Origin of the sequence: Comamonas sp. MYb21 (assembly GCF_037479395.1) — a bacterium.
In the GTDB taxonomy this organism is placed as follows: domain Bacteria; phylum Pseudomonadota; class Gammaproteobacteria; order Burkholderiales; family Burkholderiaceae_C; genus Comamonas.
The window spans coordinates 7,806-23,373 of sequence record NZ_JBBGZC010000023.1; the positions used below are offsets into that span (position 1 = coordinate 7,806).

At 64.4% G+C, this 15,568-nt stretch carries 16 protein-coding genes; 7 read left to right on the plus strand and 9 right to left on the minus strand.

Features of this window, described 5'->3' with window-relative positions:
* Positions 1-143: 143 nt before the first annotated feature.
* From WH367_RS24055 to WH367_RS24095, 9 genes are all read right to left on the minus strand, one after another.
* Entirely contained in the window at positions 144-545 is a 402-nt protein-coding gene (locus tag WH367_RS24055; RefSeq protein ID WP_339537970.1) for a DUF3224 domain-containing protein, read from the minus strand.
* Positions 546-681: 136 nt separating this feature from the next.
* Positions 682-897 carry a hypothetical protein gene (locus WH367_RS24060; protein ID WP_021028913.1) on the minus strand — a complete coding sequence of 72 codons (216 nt, stop codon included), beginning with the start codon at positions 895-897 and terminating at the stop codon, positions 682-684.
* Complete coding sequence (locus WH367_RS24065; RefSeq protein WP_339517187.1) at positions 894-1,463, minus strand: sigma-70 family RNA polymerase sigma factor; 570 nt, start codon at positions 1,461-1,463, stop codon at positions 894-896. Before WH367_RS24065 ends, WH367_RS24060 begins: the two co-directional genes overlap by 4 nt.
* 12 nt (positions 1,464-1,475) lie before the next feature.
* Entirely contained in the window at positions 1,476-1,940 is a 465-nt protein-coding gene (locus WH367_RS24070; RefSeq protein WP_312988189.1) for a DoxX family protein, read from the minus strand.
* Positions 1,894-2,175, minus strand: coding sequence for an HvfC/BufC N-terminal domain-containing protein (locus WH367_RS24075; RefSeq protein ID WP_021028916.1), 282 nt, complete (start codon positions 2,173-2,175; stop codon positions 1,894-1,896). The genes WH367_RS24070 and WH367_RS24075 overlap by 47 nt, the downstream gene beginning before the upstream one ends.
* The gene (locus WH367_RS24080; RefSeq protein ID WP_339537971.1) at positions 2,148-2,930 is read right to left on the minus strand and encodes a multinuclear nonheme iron-dependent oxidase; all 783 of its coding nucleotides are present in this window, start codon (positions 2,928-2,930) and stop codon (positions 2,148-2,150) included. Before WH367_RS24080 ends, WH367_RS24075 begins: the two co-directional genes overlap by 28 nt.
* A 56-nt stretch (positions 2,931-2,986) precedes the next feature.
* Positions 2,987-3,319: a DUF4148 domain-containing protein gene (locus WH367_RS24085; protein WP_043341988.1), complete on the minus strand. Its 333-nt coding sequence runs from the start codon at positions 3,317-3,319 to the stop codon at positions 2,987-2,989.
* A gap of 73 nt (positions 3,320-3,392) precedes the next feature.
* Positions 3,393-3,620 (minus strand): hypothetical protein, encoded by a 228-nt coding sequence (locus tag WH367_RS24090; RefSeq protein ID WP_116927743.1) that lies wholly within the window; start codon positions 3,618-3,620, stop codon positions 3,393-3,395.
* 397 nt (positions 3,621-4,017) lie between these two features.
* A complete protein-coding gene (locus tag WH367_RS24095; protein ID WP_339537972.1) occupies positions 4,018-4,641 on the minus strand; it encodes a TetR/AcrR family transcriptional regulator in 624 nt (207 codons plus the stop codon).
* 235 nt (positions 4,642-4,876) lie between these two features.
* Here WH367_RS24095 and WH367_RS24100 point away from each other — a divergent pair, with 235 nt between their 5' ends.
* The 7 genes from WH367_RS24100 to WH367_RS24130 all read left to right on the plus strand — a co-directional run bounded on the left by WH367_RS24100 (position 4,877) and on the right by WH367_RS24130 (position 14,552).
* Positions 4,877-6,652 carry an ABC transporter ATP-binding protein gene (locus WH367_RS24100; RefSeq protein ID WP_339537973.1) on the plus strand — a complete coding sequence of 592 codons (1,776 nt, stop codon included), beginning with the start codon at positions 4,877-4,879 and terminating at the stop codon, positions 6,650-6,652.
* The gene (locus WH367_RS24105; protein ID WP_339537974.1) at positions 6,646-8,406 is read left to right on the plus strand and encodes an ABC transporter ATP-binding protein; all 1,761 of its coding nucleotides are present in this window, start codon (positions 6,646-6,648) and stop codon (positions 8,404-8,406) included. The genes WH367_RS24100 and WH367_RS24105 overlap by 7 nt, the downstream gene beginning before the upstream one ends.
* Entirely contained in the window at positions 8,406-9,347 is a 942-nt protein-coding gene (locus WH367_RS24110; RefSeq protein WP_339537975.1) for an ABC transporter permease, read from the plus strand. The genes WH367_RS24105 and WH367_RS24110 overlap by 1 nt, the downstream gene beginning before the upstream one ends.
* Complete coding sequence (locus tag WH367_RS24115; protein WP_339537977.1) at positions 9,344-10,312, plus strand: iron chelate uptake ABC transporter family permease subunit; 969 nt, start codon at positions 9,344-9,346, stop codon at positions 10,310-10,312. Before WH367_RS24110 ends, WH367_RS24115 begins: the two co-directional genes overlap by 4 nt.
* The gene (locus tag WH367_RS24120; protein ID WP_133857485.1) at positions 10,309-11,070 is read left to right on the plus strand and encodes an iron ABC transporter ATP-binding protein; all 762 of its coding nucleotides are present in this window, start codon (positions 10,309-10,311) and stop codon (positions 11,068-11,070) included. The genes WH367_RS24115 and WH367_RS24120 overlap by 4 nt, the downstream gene beginning before the upstream one ends.
* Positions 11,071-11,082: 12 nt before the next feature.
* Positions 11,083-12,123, plus strand: coding sequence for a siderophore ABC transporter substrate-binding protein (locus WH367_RS24125; protein WP_339537978.1), 1,041 nt, complete (start codon positions 11,083-11,085; stop codon positions 12,121-12,123).
* 176 nt (positions 12,124-12,299) lie between these two features.
* Positions 12,300-14,552, plus strand: a complete 2,253-nt coding sequence (locus WH367_RS24130; RefSeq protein ID WP_445228155.1) for a TonB-dependent receptor — start codon at positions 12,300-12,302, stop codon at positions 14,550-14,552.
* Positions 14,553-15,568: the final 1,016 nt, after the last annotated feature.

Consider the following 15,568-nt stretch of genomic DNA (forward strand, 5'->3'; position numbering starts at 1 on the left):
CCCGCGCGCCCCGGGCTGGCGGCGGTACGCCCGGCCCGCCCACTCTGTCCCCACCCCCCCCCCCCCCCCCCAAAAAACCCCCCGGCGCCGCCTGCCCCCCCCCCCCCGGGGACTTTTCAGTCGCCGAAGGTGCTGGGGGCTCGTCATGCCTCAGGCAGTTGGTACACAAAGCGGTAGGAATGCTGGCCGTTGTCGATCGTGATCTGCATGCTGCCGCGCAGGCCCTGCAGTGCATCGGTGGCCGAATCGGGCACGACGCTGATGCTTTGCGTGGACGCGCCCTGCGCCATGCTGGCGCTGTGCTGCAGCACAAAGCTGCCGCTGCGGCCATGCAGGCTGCCTTGCACGCGTTCCATCGCCACATAGCCGGCCGAGCCGGCGGTCGTGCTGCGAAACGACAGCATCTCGCCCTGGCTGGCCGCCTGCAGATCGCCGCTGAATTGCTTGTCGAGCGAGAGCCGACCCAGGCCGGTGGCCTCCGCAACCGGGCTGAGGCTTTCGGGTTGCAGCTTGATGTCAAAGCGTCCGGTGGCGATATGGTCCATGGCAGAGTTCAGGCAAAAATGCTATTTTTGCACGGTGCTGTATTTATGTACAGTATTTTGATTGCCGCAGCGATGATGCCGGGCGGATCGGGGCAATCCGTCGTTGGGACGGCGGCCCGGTGATCATGCCCGGACCTTAGTTCTCCGAAGAGGGCTTGGCGGGTGGGGTCGGTGGCGTTTGCAGATGTTCGCTGTAGCCCTTGAGCATGTCCTGCAGCGCCTGGTCATTGCGGGTAAAGGCGCGGCAGCGAAAGCAGATCATGCGGTGCTGCCAGGCAGCGATTTTGCCCGCCGTGCCGGCCTCCTCCATTTGCCCGGAGGTGAGTTGAAAAATGTAGTCACGGCATTTCATGAAGCAGTCTCTTTGTCAAACCAGTTTTGGTGCAGGCACAGCTGCAGCTGCTTGCGCGCGCGGCTCATGCACTGCCAGTAATCGGCCTTGGTGATGCCCAAGGTGCTGCAAATCTCCTCGGCCTCGCATTCCAGAAACTCCTTCATGGAAAACACCCGCGCTGGCTTGGCCGGCAGCTTGTGCACACACAGATCGACGATGATGAAGAACTGGTCGTTTTGCAGCTGCTGCTGGGGGTTGACCCAGGTGGTGGGCGCAACGCCCTCGACCCAATGGCCCCGCTTGTCAAACAGGATCTGGTCGAGGTCGTCCTGGAAAGCCTCGTCATAGCTCACGGGCGCGCGGTATTTCTGTCGCAGCCGGTCGCTGATCTTGTTGCGCAGGATGCCAAACAGGTAGCTCTTGGCCTGGGCAGCGTCAAAGCTGCTGCGGTCCAGCTGCAGCAGCGCCGCCAAGGTATCTTGCACGGCATCCTCGGCCTCTTCGCGCGAGGGCAGGTGCAGCTGTGCAAAACGCAGCATGGCGCTGCGCCATTGGACGGTGATCTCTGCTGCGATGGTGTGCATACACTCCTTGGCTTAACGGTGGCAACAACGGTCCAGGGACCAGCGGCCCGGCCCCTGGCTGACAATGGCGACCAGCATGATGCCCAGCATCAAGGGCACCTTGAAGCCCAGGCCGTCATCGCTGTCGATCTGGTTCCAGCCGGCCCAACCCAGGTCAAAGTGCACGCTGTACACCGCCACATAGGTGATGAAGATCAGCCCCAGCGCGGCAATGCGCGATGCCAGCCCGATGATCAGCGCCACGCCCAGCACCAGCTCGGTAAGGCCTGCAATGCCCCAATTTAAGCTCGCGGGCAGCCAGCTCACTGGGATGGGAAAGTCCAGGCCGGCAAACCAGGCCGGTGCCTCCCAGCCCGATGACAGTTTACGAAAACCTGCCAGCACAAACTCCTGCCCCACCCACAGGCGCAGCAGCAGCAGGCCCAGGCCATCAATCTTCTCGCGTGCTTTCACGCGCAATGAATTCAAGGAATGCATCTTTCATATCTCCATAGTAGGGCGAGCTCCAGCGCGAGTCGCGCACAAAGGCGGTGATCAATTCCCGCCAGGCCTCGTCGCCCAGTTGCTCGCGCAGTTCCGGAAAATGGGCCTCCACCATCTGGCTGGCCCCCAGGTAGACCAGGTGGCGGTAGGCACGCATGCCGTTGTCGCTGTAGCCCGGGGGCACCTGGTCGGACAGGCCTCTTACATAGTCGTAGAAGTGCGCAGACATGCCAGCTCCTGGTTGATGACCTCCATGCCGGGGACATCGTTGTCCCACTCCAGCAGCACGGGGGTGCCATGGCGCTCGGCAAGGCTGCGCGCGAGCTGCTGGGTGTGTGCTTCCACCGGCTGGCTGTGCGTGTCCATGAACAGGTCAAAGCGCGCATCGAACTCATGGCCCGCCACATGCATGTAGCTCACGCGGCCCATGTCCAGGCCCTGCACAAAGTCGCCGGGGCTGGGGCCGCCATGGTTCTTGTGGTTGACCGACAGGTTGTTCAGGTCCAGCAGCAGATGGCAGTCCGCCAGGTCGAGGACCATGCCGAGAAAATCCGCTTCAGGCATCGCCCCCACATTGGTGTACCAGGTCGTGTTCTCGACCGAGATGCGCATGCCCAAGGCATCTTGCACCGCACGGATACGGTCGGCGACGCGGCGCGCATGTAACTCAGTAAAGGGCACGGCAAACAGGTCGTAGAGCTGGAAGCTGTCGCCGCTTGCGGCCAGGTGGTCGGAGTACAGCGGGGTGTCCAGGTCATCAATCAGCTGGCGCAGATCGCGCAGAAAGGACCTGTCCAGTGGTGCGGCGCCGCCCAGGTTGAGGGCCACCCCATGCAGGTGGACCGGGCGGCCCGAGTCGATCAGCGCCTGCAGTGGTGCCAGATCCCGGCGCACCCAGTTCTCGGGTGCGACCTCGAAGAAGTCGGCATGCACGGCGGACATATCCCAGTCGAGCATTTCACGTCGAAAGCCAAGGCCAATCATGGTGTCCTCATTTCTGTGCAGGCGCGAGTTGGCGCTTGGCCAACCCGCCGCCAACGTTAGCCACCAAAGTTTTCACCCTGTGGCAAGGTGCCAGCCATGCGGGCCTGGGAGGCGGCCTCGATGACCTGCGCACGGCTCAAGCCCATGCCGGATTGGCCTTTGAACTGCGGCGCATCAAAATTGCCGTCGAACTGCCGCGCATGGTCCATACGGGCCTGGCTGAGCTCTGCCCGGACCTGGTCGCGGGTGAGGCTGCTGCCGGAGGTGGCGTAAGCCGGGTAGTCCGAGCCATTGCCCACGGGGGCGGTGCTCATGGCCTGGGCGCTGCCGGCAAAGGCCAGGCTGGCAGCCAGAAGAAGACGGGTGGTGATCGTGGTAGTGGTCAACATGGTGGGAACCCTTTCTGTGGTGGGGTGGGTGAGCGTGGGAGGCTCACCCTGGTGTTGTTTATGACGGAGTGGGTCAGTGGGTGCCCGCGCCATCCTTCTTGGAGCAGCCGCCGTCCTTCTTGGAGCAACCGCCGTCCTTCTTCGAGCAGCCGCCATCCTTCTTGGAGCAGTTGGCGTCCTTGGTGCTCGATTCCTTCTTGCCGCAGCTGCCTGCGCCGCATTTGCTGTCCTGGCTGCCAGCGGCCCAGGCGGAGGTTGCGAGCACAGCGGCGGCCAAGGTGGTGAGGGTCTTGATGTTCATGGTGTAGTTCCTGGTGATGAAAGGTTGAAAGTGCACAGCACAGCGCTGCCACGTTGATGAAGTCGTTCGACCTGATCGATTCCTGACATCTTTTTGAAAATATTTATCGAGACCGCCCAAAAAATGCCGGCGCAAGGCTGCGCCCACCTCGCCAAAGTGGCCAGGGCGGGGGTGCTTTCAGGAGGAGGCGCAGTCCGGATGCTGCGGGCTCGCAACTAGCTAGTGGCTGCAGAGCTCGCGCCCATGGCATGGACGCGGATAGCGATGAGGCGCAAGGCGTCTTTGGAAGGCGAGCCGTAGTAATTGCCAAGGCTGACCATGCAGCGGGTCAGCGAGGCCTGCGTTCAGACTGCAGCAGGGCGCATGGCAGAGGGCGCCTGGGGCAGACCCGAGAGCGTCAGGGCTGCAGCTGCGGGTCGAGCTGCAGCTGCAGCAGCGCGCCGGCGATCAGCGCATGCATGCCCTGGGCCAGATCGCCTTCCATCTCGGCGGTCTCAGCCTCGTAGCTGGTGGGCACCACGCTCTCCTGGCGTGCGGCCGAGTAGACCGAGTCGGCAGCGGCCAGGCCGTGGAAGGCGATGGTCGCCAGCAGCCAGCGCGACTGCTCCTTGCCGATGCGGTAGGCCTGCGCCACTTCTTCCTGGTGGGTATCGATCTTCTCGAGCATTGCCGGGGTGGCGACCAGCCTGCGGATCACATAGGGCGTCACGCCGGGGTAGGTCTTGGCGAACTGGCGCACCGAATCGCTGAAGCGGACCAGGTAGTCCTGCAGGCCCTCTTGCTCGCCCACCTTGGGCAGAGAAAACTCCCAGCGCCGAAAAATCTCCTCGGCCACCATGTGCTTGAGCTCGGCCAGGCTGGGCACATGCTTGTACAGCGCCATATGCGTCACGCCCAGTGCACTGGCCACGCCCACAAAGGTGATGTTGGGCAAGCCCATCTCGATACCTGCATCGGCGATGCGCTCTTGCGTGATCAGGCGCGGTCGCCCGCGTGGGGCTGCTTTTTTCTCGGGGTCCATGTTCTCTCCAGGTACCAGGCCATTGTCAGCCAAACCGCTGCTGCGATAGCTGTAAAAGATGTACGGTAATTTATTAGTTTAGTATGATGCAACTAATTATTATTCCTATTGCGTTTCGCGTTGGGGCGGGCTGTCTATCGCAGGCCCGGCGCAGCGCAGTCACGCCGCCGGGCGCTGTAGCGCGACGGCGCCGTCTGCACGCGAGCGCATCCGTTTTTCTCTAGGTCTTGCTCCCATGCATGCAGATGACGCGGCGGCTGCCGCAGCCCCAGGGCCCGGTCCGATCAGGCGGGTGCTCCACCCGATTCGCGGGCGTTTGACCGTGGCCGCGCTGCTGTCGGGCCTGGGGGCCATGCTCAGCCTGGTGCCGCTGGCGGCAATGGTGCGCATGGCCCAGCTCAGCCTGGGCGAGCCGGGCACCGGCAGCATCTGGCCGCTGCTATCGGGGGCACTGGCCTGTCTCTTTTGCGGCGCATTGTTGGTGCTGGCCGGCGAGGTACTGGCCCATAGGGCAGACAACCAGCTCACCCACGGCCTGCGCCGCGCCGCCGTGCAGCGGCTGGGCCAGGTGCCACTGGGCTGGTTCAGCAGCCGCTCGTCGGGCGAGGTCAAGCAGGTCCTGCAGGACGACATGGCCACCTTGCACAGCCTCAGCGCGCATTTCTACACCTCGGTGGCTCGCGCGGGTGGCGCGATGCTGGTCGCAGTGGCCTACTTGCTGGCGCAGGACTGGCGCATGGCCTTGATCGCCTTGTTGCCGTTTCCCGGCTATGTCTGGTTTCTGCGCCGGGCGCTGCGCTCCAGCGGCGCACAGATGGGCGTGTTTGCCGGCCACATGGGCCGCATCCAATCGGCCGCCGTGGCCTTTGTTGCCGGCATGCCGGTCATCAAGGCCTTTGGCAACAGCGGCCAGGGCCAGGCCAGCTACCAGGGCGCGGTCGATGCGTTTGCGCAGGCCTTTAGAGATTTTGTGCGCCCCCTGGTCGCTGCCATGGCCCATGCCCATGGCATGGCCGCCCCGGTCACCGTATTGGGCTTTGTGCTGGCCGGTGGCTGGCTGCTGGGCAGCCTGGGTGCGCTGGCACCGCTGGATCTGCTGCCCTTTGTGCTGGTCGCCCCCGGCATCTGCGCGCCGGTGCTGCTGCTGCACACCTTGCTGCATGACCTGCAGGGCGCCACCGCAGCGGCCCAGCGCGTGCTGGCGCTGCTCGATACGCCCGTGCTGGCGCAACCGGCGCCCAGCGAGCAGCTGTCACCACTGAATAACCACCTCTGTTTTGACCAGGTGGGCTATGCCTATGCGCCGGGCCAGCAGGTGCTGCAGGACATCAGCTTCCAGCTAGCGCCTGGCACGGTCACCGCCATCGTCGGCCCCTCGGGCGCTGGCAAAACCACCATTGTGCGTTTGCTGCTGCGCTTTTTTGACCCGACCGAGGGCCGCATCACGCTGGGTGGCGCGGACATGCGCGCCATTGGCAGCGCAGCGCTCTACCAACGCATTGGCTTTGTGCTGCAGGATGTGCGCCTGATCCATGCCAGCCTGCGCGACAACATAGCGCTGGGCCGGCCCGGCGCCAGCCAGGCCGAGGTGGAAGCCGCCGCGCGCGCCGCCGATGTGCATGGCTGCATCGCAGCGCTGCCACGCGGCTATGACGCGGTGCTGGGCGAGGACGCGCAGCTCTCGGGCGGCGAGCGCCAGCGCATCAGCATTGCCCGTGCGGTGCTGATGGATGCACCGATTTTGGTGCTGGATGAGGCCACCGCCGCTGCGGATGCCGACAGCGAGGCCGCTATTCAGCGCGCGCTGTCGCGCTTTGCGCAAGGCCGCACGGTGCTGGTGATTGCCCACCGGCTCGATACCGTCATGCAGGCCGACCAGATCCTCGTGATCGACGAAGGGCGCCTGGTGGAGCAGGGGCGCCACGCCGATCTGCTGGCCCAAGGCGGGCGCTATGCCCGCCTGTGGCGCGAAGGGGGCTATGCCGCCGCACAGGAGGCATCGCCATGCTGAAAACCTTGAACCTGCTGCTGGGCGAGCAGGCCCCTTTGTTGCGCCGCTACGCCTGGATGGCTGCCTGGTATGGCGCGCTCTGCGGCCTGTGCACGGCCCTGCTGCTGCCACTGATGGCCCAGCTGCTGCAGGCCCAGTGGCGCGCAGCTGGCATTTGGCTGCTGGCCATGTTGGCCGCCGTGGTGCTGGCCTGGTGGTGGCGCGGCCGGGTGGAGCAAGCCGGGGTGGGCGTTGGAGTTGCGATCTTGCAAACCGGCCGCCACCGGCTGGGTGCCCATGTGGCGCGCCTTCCCATGGGCTGGTTCAACGCGCAGAACACCGCCAAGGTCAGCCACCTGGTCACCCAAGGGATGATGGCCGTGGCCCAGCTGCCGGCCCATGTGCTCACACCCGTCATCAGCGGTGTGGTGGCGCCGCTGGTCGTGCTGGCGCTGCTGTTTGTGCAGGATTGGCGTCTGGGCCTTATCGGCCTGCTGGCCTTGCCGCTGCTGCTGGGCGTGCTGGTATTGACCGCCCGCATGGGCCGCTGGGCCGATGCCGCGTTTCAGCGCGACTTTGCCCAGACCGGCCAGCGCATCGTGGAGTTTGCGCAGGCCCAGTCGGTCTTGCGCGCCTTCCAGGGCGGCGGTCAGAGCACCCGCTTTGTGGCGCAGGCGATGGACCAGCAGCGCCAGTCGGCCGGGCGCTTGATTGCGGTGTCCGCGCTGTCGTCGGTGCTCAATGTCTGGGCCGTGCAGGCGGTGTTGGCAGCCTTGCTGGTCGCCGTTGTGATCGGCATCGATCAGCAAAGCGCCCAGGCGCTGGCGCCTGGAGAGGTCATCGGCGCCGTGTTGTCCATGCTGCTGATCAGCCGCTTTGTCGAGCCGCTGTTGGAGCTGGTGGGCTATGCCGAGGCGCTGCGCAGTGCGCGCGGCCAGTTGGATGCGATGGACGCGCTGCTGGCGCAGCAGCCCTTGCCGCAGCCGCAGCACCCGCAGCTGCCGCGCGATGCATCGATCACTCTGCGCGATGTGCATTTCTCCTATGGCGCAGACCAGCCCGCCGTGCTGCGTGGCATCAACCTGCATGTGCCGCCCGGTAGCATGACGGCCTTGGTGGGGGCATCGGGCTCCGGCAAAAGCACGCTGGTGCGGCTGATCGCACGCTTTTGGGATGTGGACCAGGGCGGCGTATTGATTGGCGGCACCGATGTGCGGCAGATGGATGAGGCCCAACTGGCCGCGCAGATCAGCCAGATCTTTCAGGACAGCTATTTGTTTGCCGGCAGCATTGCCGACAACATCCGCATCGGCCGGCCTGGTGCCAGCGATGCCCAGGTATGGCAAGCCGCCCAGCAAGCGGGCGTGGACAGCATCGCGCAGCGCCTGCCAAGCGGTCTGGACAGCCCCGTGGGCGAGGGTGGCGCCCAGCTCTCGGGCGGTGAGCGCCAACGCATTGCGATTGCGCGCGCCCTTATCAAGGATGCGCCCATCCTGCTGGTGGACGAGGCCACCGCCGCGCTCGATACCGAGAACCAGGCGCTGATTGCGCAGACCCTGGCGCGCCTGCGTGGCCAGCGCACGGTGGTGGTGATTGCGCACCAGCTGTCAACCATTGCGATGGCCGACCAGGTGCTGGTGCTGGAGGGAGGCCAGGTGGTGGAGCAAGGCACGCCTGCGCAGCTGGCAGCGCAATCGGGCCGCTATGCACAGTGGCTGGCCCAGCGGGCGCACGCCCAGGGTTGGCGCATTGCCGCAGCTGGGGAGCAGGGCTGATGCGGCTGCGCTGGTGCTTGGGCTTTGCGCTGCTGTGCCTGGCGTCCCTGTTGGTGGGGGCGCGCCAGATGGCCTGGTCGCAGCTGTGGAGCTTGTCGGGTGATGCCTGGCTCACGTTGACGGCCAGCCGGCTGCCGCGCCTAGCGGCGCTGGTGCTGACGGGGGCGGGCCTCGCCGTCTGCGGCGTGATCCTGCAGCACATTGTGCGCAACAAGTTTGTCGAGCCTGGCACCTCGGGCGGGCTTGATGCCGCCAAGCTCGGCATTCTGATCGCGATGACGGCGGTACCGTCTGCCGGCGCGCCGGGCCGCATGGGTCTGGCGCTGCTGTTCTGCTTTGCATCCAGCCTGCTCTATGTCGCCATCATCGCGCGCATCCGCTTCAAGAACACGGTCCTGGTGCCCGTGATCGGGCTGATGTACGGCAGCGTGCTCAGCGCCGTGGCCGAGTTCTATGCCTACCGCAACAACATCCTGCAAAGCATGCAGGGCTGGCTGCTGGGCGATTTTTCGCGCATCGTCCAAGGCCATTACGAGATGCTCTACATCATCGTGCCGGTGGTGGCGCTGGCCTATCTGTATGCGCAGCGCTTTACCGTGCTGGGCATGGGGGAGGAGATGGCTACCAGCTTGGGCATGGGCTATGCGGCCACTGCCACCTTGGGCCTGGTGCTGGTAGCCGTCACCGTCTCGGCCACCGTCATTGCCGTGGGCGCCATCCCCTTTGTGGGCCTGGTGGTGCCGCAGCTGGTGGCCTTGTACAAGGGCGACCATCTGGCCCGCACCCTGCCGCTGGTGGCGCTGGGCGGTGCCAGCCTGCTGCTGGTCTGCGATATCGCCGGCCGCCTGCTGATCTATCCGTTTGAGGTGCCCATTGGCCTGACCGCCGGCGCCTTGGGCGGCGTCGTTTTCCTGGTGCTGATTCTGCGGGGGCGGCGATGAAGCGCACGATCACCTTGAAGACATTCCGCAGCAGCCATGCGCTGTGGCTGGGCATCGCCGTGCTGGCCTTGGGCTTTGTGCTGCTGGGCTCAGGGCTGGACATGGGCTATGTCATCCCCCGGCGTTTGCTGCGCCTGGCCACTATTGCGCTGGGCGGCATCTGCGTGGCGGTGTCGGCCATCGTGTTCCAGACCCTGATGGGCAACCGCATTCTGACGCCCGCCATCATGGGCTACGAGGCCGTCTTTTTGCTGTGGCAGGCCATGCTGCTGCTGGTGCTGGGTACGCAGGGCATGGGCATGCTGGGCGAGCGGGGCAATTTCTTTGTATCGGTGGCGCTGATGCTGGTGTATTCCTGGGGCTTGCAGCGCTGGCTGCTGCGCCGGGGGCAGGGCGATGTCTATGTGCTGCTGCTCGTCGGCCTGGTGCTGACCATGGTGATCGGCACCTTCACGCAGTTTGTGCAGCTGCGCATCAGTCCGGGCGAGTTCGCGGTGTTCCAAGGCATGGGCTATGCGTCCTTCCACCGCGCCCGGCCCGATACCTTGGCCTATGCCGCGCTGGCCGTGGGTGCCGTCTGCCTGGTGCTGCACAAAACCCTGCCGGTGCTCGATGTGATGGCGCTGGGCCGCGAGCAGGCCATATCGTTGGGCGTGCCCCATGCGCGCTGCATGCGCCTGTACCTGGCCTTGGTGGCGGTGCTGGTGGCGGTGTCCACCAGCCTTATCGGGCCCACGGCCTTCATGGGCATCTTTGTGGCCAACATCGTCTACGCGCTGGCACCGCAATGGCGCCACCGCAGCACCTTGCCGATGGGCTGCGCAGTCGCCATCGCCATCTTCCTGGTAGCGCAGCTGCTGGTGGAGCATGTTTTCAACTACAAGACCACCGTCAGCATCCTGGTCAATCTGGTCTGCGGTGCTTACTTTCTGGTGCTGACGGTGCGCGGCCGGGCTCTCTCATGATCATTGTCAGCAACCTCCATAAATCCTATGGCAGCCGCGCCGTGCTGTCGGGCGTCAGCACCGCCTTCCCGGCCGGGCGCATCACCTCGCTCATCGGCCCCAATGGCGCCGGCAAATCCACCTTGCTGATGATGATTGCCCGCCTGCTGGCGCCCAGCAGCGGCGAGATCCAGCTCGATGGCCGCAGCATTGCCACCATCTCGGTGGCGCACTATGCGCTGCGCATTGCCACCCTGCGCCAGTCGCCCGGTTTTCAGATGCGCTTGACGGTCGAAGAGCTGGTCGGCTTTGGCCGCTTTCCGCACCACCGGGGCACGTTGACGAGCAAAGACCAGCAAGCCGTCGATGAGGCCATTGCCTTCCTGTCGCTCGAGCCGCTGCGCCACGCCTATATCGACGAGATCAGTGGCGGCCAGCGGCAGATGGCCTTTTTGGCGATGACCATTGCCCAGCAGACCGATGTGCTGCTGCTCGACGAGCCGCTGAACAACCTGGACATGAAGCATGCCGTGCAGATCATGCGCGCGCTGCGCAGGCTTTGCGACGAGGCCGGCCGCACGGTGATTCTGGTCATCCACGACATCAACTTTGCCGCCAATTACTCGGACCACATCGTCGCGCTCAAAGGCGGAATGCTGTGCTTTAGCGGCCCCAGCGATGACGTCATCTCCGAAGCCAATCTGTCGCAGCTTTTCGAGCTGCGGTTTGACATCAGCCGCACCGCGCAGGGATGCCTGTGCAACTACTTCAAGACCTAGGAAACCTTTGCCATGCAACGCCCCCGCATCTGCATTCACACCTGCGCCCGCACCTTTCTGCGGCCCCTGTCTACGGCCATCGCCGCAGCCGCCGCTGTCACCATCGCCCTGGCCCTGAGCGGCTGCGACCGCGCATCCAGTTCGGCCGCCGATGTGCCATCGCCCAGCGCTGCAGCCAGCAGCGCGCCGGCCGCCGCGCCCATCACCGTGCAGCACCAGCTGGGCAGCACCGTCATCCCCCGCACCCCGCAGCGGGTGGCTGCGTTGGAGATGAACGAGGCTGATTTTCTCGATCAGCTCGGTGTGCCGATTGCTGGCATGGTCAAGGACTATGTGCCGCACTTTCTGGCCAAGTACAAAGCCGATGCCGCCGTGCAAGACCTGGGCGCCATCGTGCAGCCCAACCTGGAGCGCGTGCATGCCTTGAAGCCCGACCTGATTCTGATCACGCCCCTGCAGGCCAACCACTACCAGGCGCTCAGCGAGATCGCGCCCACCATCCATCTGGATGTGGATTTCAAGGACAGCCATGCCAAGCACATCGCAGTCGTCAAAGACCATTTGCTGACCCTGGGCCGTATCTTTGACAAAGAGGCGCTGGCCGCACAAAAGGTGGCCGTCTTGGATGCCAAGCTGGCGCAAGCGCGCCAGCGCATTGCGGGCAGCAACGACAAGGCCTTGATCGTTCTGCACAACAACGGCGCCTTCAGCTCCTTTGGCCCGCAGTCGCGCTACGGCTTTGTGTTCAGTGATCTGGGCGTCAAGCCCGCCAGCACCGATGCCGAGGGCAGCCTGCATGGCCAGCCCATCTCCAGCGAGTTCATCCAGCAGGCCAACCCCGACATCCTCTATGTGGTGGACCGCACTGCCGTGATGGAGCGCCACGCGGTGATGACCGCTGACCAACTGGCCAACCCCTTGCTGCGCGAGACCCAGGCCTGGAAGAGCGGTCGCGTCGTCTTTGTCGATGCCGACGCCTGGTACACCACCGGCGCCAGTCCTACCTCGCTCAGCCTGCTGATTGACGACGTGCTGCGTGGCTACCCGGGCTGACCGCCTGCCAGCCACCACATCGAGCTTCTCTTTTCCCCTCCCGTTGTAGCCAGGTTCCGACCCAGCCAAAAAAACCTCCAGGCGCATTGCGCTGGGCACCGTCGTGCGCCAAGCACCGGCGCCCACCAGCGCGCCACCCTTGCTTTTCTGTAGTCATCACCTCTAAGGAACCAGGCATGTCTCAACGCCTTCAACCCAACCGCCCCGCCGCGCAGCATGCGGCCCCGTTTGCACGGCGCAGCAGCGCCATCGATGCGCTCCGCCCCCTCAGCCCCCAGGTGCTGCTGGGCCTGACCATTGGCGCCATGCTGGTCGCGGCGCCCCTGGCCAACGCGCAAACCAGCAGCGCAGCAGATCCCGCATCCGCAGGCGCTGACAACGCTGTCACCTTGGCGCCGATAACGGTGCAAGAAAAAGCCGCCCAGGTTGCAGCGCCGTATGCCGGCGGCCAGGTCACCACCGGCGGCCGCGTCGGCCTGTTGGGCGACAAGGACTTTATGGAGACGCCGTTCAGCACCATCGGCTACACCGAGAAGTACATCGAAGACCGCCAGGCGCAGAACATCACTGACGTGATTGCCGCGACCGACCCGACGGTGTTCAGCAATGGCGTCTCAGGCGCCTGGGCCGAGAACTATTCGATCCGGGGTTTCGCATCCAGCTCCACCGACATGACCTTTGGCGGCCTCTACGGCATGGCGCCGTACTACCGCACCTCGCCCGAGATGTTTGAGCGCATCGAAGTGCTCAAGGGCCCATCGGCACTGCTCAACGGCATGCCGCCAGGCGGCTCGGTGGGGGGAGCCGTCAACCTGGTGCCCAAGCGCGCCGGCAACGATCCGCTCACCCGCCTGACCACCACTTATATGTCTGATGCGCAGTTGGGCGGCCACTTGGACATGGGCCGCCGCTTTGGCGACCGCCAGCAGCTCGGTGTGCGCTTTAACGGCGTGTACCGCGATGGCGATGGCTCCATCAAAGACCAGCAGAAAAAAGTGCAGCTCGCATCGCTGGCGCTGGATTGGCGCGGCGACCGCACCCGCCTGTCGGCCGACTTTTATGCCAGCGACGACCGGGTCAACGGCGTCAACCGGGGCATCAGCCTGTCGCCCGGCCTGCCTATCCCCAAGGCGCCCAAGGGCGATACCTTGCTGAACCCCGATTGGTCCACCGTGCGCACCAAGGACAAGGCCGCCATCCTGCGCGGCGAGTACGACCTGAACGACCAGGTCATGGCCTATGCCGCCTTTGGCATGAGCAAGACCGACTACCAGTACAACGGCGCGATGTCGGCCCTGGTGCTGAACAGCGCAGGCGACTTCCGCACAACGATGGGCCAGCTCGCCTTTGATGTGAAAAAGCAGTCGGGCGAGGTCGGCATCAAGGGCCGCAGCCAAACCGGCCCGGTCGGCCACCAGTGGGCCGTCAACGCGACGCACTACGCCCACAAGCAAAACGACTACGGCCGCCGCAGCGTGCCCGGCGCCGACTGGACCACCAATATCTACAACCCGGTATGGGGCCCGGCTGCCGACTTTGTCGCTCCCCACATTTCGCACACCGAGGTGCGCCTGGCCAGCTATGGCGTGGCCGATACCTTGTCGATGGCGCAAGACCGCGTGCAGCTGACCCTGGGCGTGCGCCGCCAGCAGGTGATCAGTGACAGCTACAACATCACCTCGGGCGCGCGCACCTCGCGCTATGACGAAAGCGCCACCTCGCCCGCCGCTGCGCTGCTGGTCAAGGCCAGCGACAACCTCTCGCTCTACGCCAACTACATGGAAGGCCTGAGCCAGGGCGCCACCGCACCCATGACCGCCGCCAACGCCGGCGAAGTGTTTGCCCCCTACAAGAGCAAGCAGAAGGAGATGGGCCTCAAGCTCGACCTGGGCGACTTCGCCCACACCGTCAGCGTGTTTGAAATCACCCGGCCCAGCAGCTATACCGACCCCGTCACCAACGTCTTCTCGTTCGGCGGCGAGCAGCGCAACCGGGGCATTGAGTGGAGCTTTTTCGGCAACGCCATGCACGGCCTGCGCCTGATGGGCGGCGTGGCCTACACCGCGCCCAAGCTGACGCAAACCGCTGGTGGCGTCAACCAAGGCAAGCTCGCCACCGGCACGCCCAAGTGGCAGGGCAAGCTGGGTGCGGAATGGGATGTCCCCGGCGTACAAGGCCTCGCCCTCAGCGCCAACGCCACCGCCGTATCCCGCCAGTACATCAGCGCCGACAACAGCCTCTGGGCCGCCGGCCGCACCACCTATGACCTGGGCGCCCGCTACAGCACCAAGGTGGCCGACAAGCCCGTCACCCTGCGCGCGTCGATCCTGAATGCGACCAACAAGTCCTACTGGGGCATGCCCCAGCTGTCCAGCCTGGCACTGGGCGCGCCGCGTACTTTTGCGCTGTCGGCGTCGGTGGATTTTTAATTAATTCAGAGCCGCTAACACGACCCAGCAAACCGAAGGTTTGCGGTTGACGCTGGGCGCCCCCGACAAGGCATCAAGCCGCAGACAGTACAGGCGTACGGCAAGGCTTGAGGCGGCCGGCTAGGCATCGACGTATCAAGGGTTGTGTTAGCGGTTCTTAGTAGCTAGCCTGCTGCAGCGCTTGCCGCTGCGGTGGGTGTGGTGAGTAGGCCCAGATTGCTGCTGCCGTTGGCGGGGGTGATCTGGGCTTTTTGGTTGGGCCGGGGCGATCTGAAGCGCGCAGAAGCAGTCAACGCGATGCACTGTGCAGACGCAAAAAAACATGCCGTTGGCATGTGTGTAGATAGAGAAAGATCAGGGGAGGGTGGACACAAGATCTGCTGGTGCTGACTTGCCAACAAGTGGCCGGGCAGCGAGCAAAGGCGCTGTCAAAGACTGGATCGCTGCGCTGCAATGGCGCTATCGAAGCCGGTGTTCATCGCAAAAAAATGCGTGGCTAGTGTGAACCATTGGCTGGCAAAAACGACTTCCGGACAGTTCCGGTAAGTCGCCCCACGATGAACCTTGGAGTAGCCGCAATTGCTACGCCATGGGTGCAGTATACGCTCAATTGAGAATCATTCGCAAATAAGCTTTGGGGTTGTGGGGGAATGGCGTGTTGAGAGCCAGTGAATCGTAAACCGCAATTTTTGGTGTTCGGCTTGGAGAAAGTTGGCAGGTTTAAAGAAGCGTTTGCGGTGCATCGAAGCAGGTGTCGAGGTGTCAGTTGGCAGTGCTCATGCTCTGATAGCTTTTTTAGGCTAGTTGCAGTCCATTAGTTCAACAAGCTCAATGACTCGCGGTCCTAAGAGCAGTCATTACAGGGAGTAATCCTCGTAGTTTCGGCACTAAGTCTTGCCGAGTCAGACTGGTACAGACCCAGGGATTGGCTTCCTTAGTGTGAATCGCCCCGACTTGGCTAGACACTCTTGAGCCGTTGGGAATGGCGCTGTTCAAACTCGATGGGCGATAGCCCT

Bases quoted from the DNA above. Each gene is read 5' to 3' on its own strand.
- WH367_RS24120 (WP_133857485.1), top strand. From the start codon at position 10,309: ATGATCATTGTCAGCAACCTCCATAAATCCTATGGCAGCCGCGCCGTG.
- WH367_RS24115 (WP_339537977.1), top strand. From the start codon at position 9,344: ATGAAGCGCACGATCACCTTGAAGACATTCCGCAGCAGCCATGCGCTG.
- WH367_RS24125 (WP_339537978.1), top strand. From the start codon at position 11,083: ATGCAACGCCCCCGCATCTGCATTCACACCTGCGCCCGCACCTTTCTG.
- WH367_RS24095 (WP_339537972.1), bottom strand. From the start codon at position 4,641: ATGGACCCCGAGAAAAAAGCAGCCCCACGCGGGCGACCGCGCCTGATC.
- WH367_RS24090 (WP_116927743.1), bottom strand. From the start codon at position 3,620: ATGAACATCAAGACCCTCACCACCTTGGCCGCCGCTGTGCTCGCAACC.
- WH367_RS24130 (WP_445228155.1), top strand. From the start codon at position 12,300: ATGTCTCAACGCCTTCAACCCAACCGCCCCGCCGCGCAGCATGCGGCC.
- WH367_RS24110 (WP_339537975.1), top strand. From the start codon at position 8,406: ATGCGGCTGCGCTGGTGCTTGGGCTTTGCGCTGCTGTGCCTGGCGTCC.
- WH367_RS24055 (WP_339537970.1), bottom strand. From the start codon at position 545: ATGGACCATATCGCCACCGGACGCTTTGACATCAAGCTGCAACCCGAA.
- WH367_RS24105 (WP_339537974.1), top strand. From the start codon at position 6,646: ATGCTGAAAACCTTGAACCTGCTGCTGGGCGAGCAGGCCCCTTTGTTG.
- WH367_RS24065 (WP_339517187.1), bottom strand. From the start codon at position 1,463: ATGCACACCATCGCAGCAGAGATCACCGTCCAATGGCGCAGCGCCATG.
- WH367_RS24060 (WP_021028913.1), bottom strand. From the start codon at position 897: ATGAAATGCCGTGACTACATTTTTCAACTCACCTCCGGGCAAATGGAG.
- WH367_RS24085 (WP_043341988.1), bottom strand. From the start codon at position 3,319: ATGTTGACCACTACCACGATCACCACCCGTCTTCTTCTGGCTGCCAGC.
- WH367_RS24100 (WP_339537973.1), top strand. From the start codon at position 4,877: ATGCATGCAGATGACGCGGCGGCTGCCGCAGCCCCAGGGCCCGGTCCG.
- WH367_RS24070 (WP_312988189.1), bottom strand. From the start codon at position 1,940: ATGCATTCCTTGAATTCATTGCGCGTGAAAGCACGCGAGAAGATTGAT.
- WH367_RS24080 (WP_339537971.1), bottom strand. From the start codon at position 2,930: ATGATTGGCCTTGGCTTTCGACGTGAAATGCTCGACTGGGATATGTCC.
- WH367_RS24075 (WP_021028916.1), bottom strand. From the start codon at position 2,175: ATGTCTGCGCACTTCTACGACTATGTAAGAGGCCTGTCCGACCAGGTG.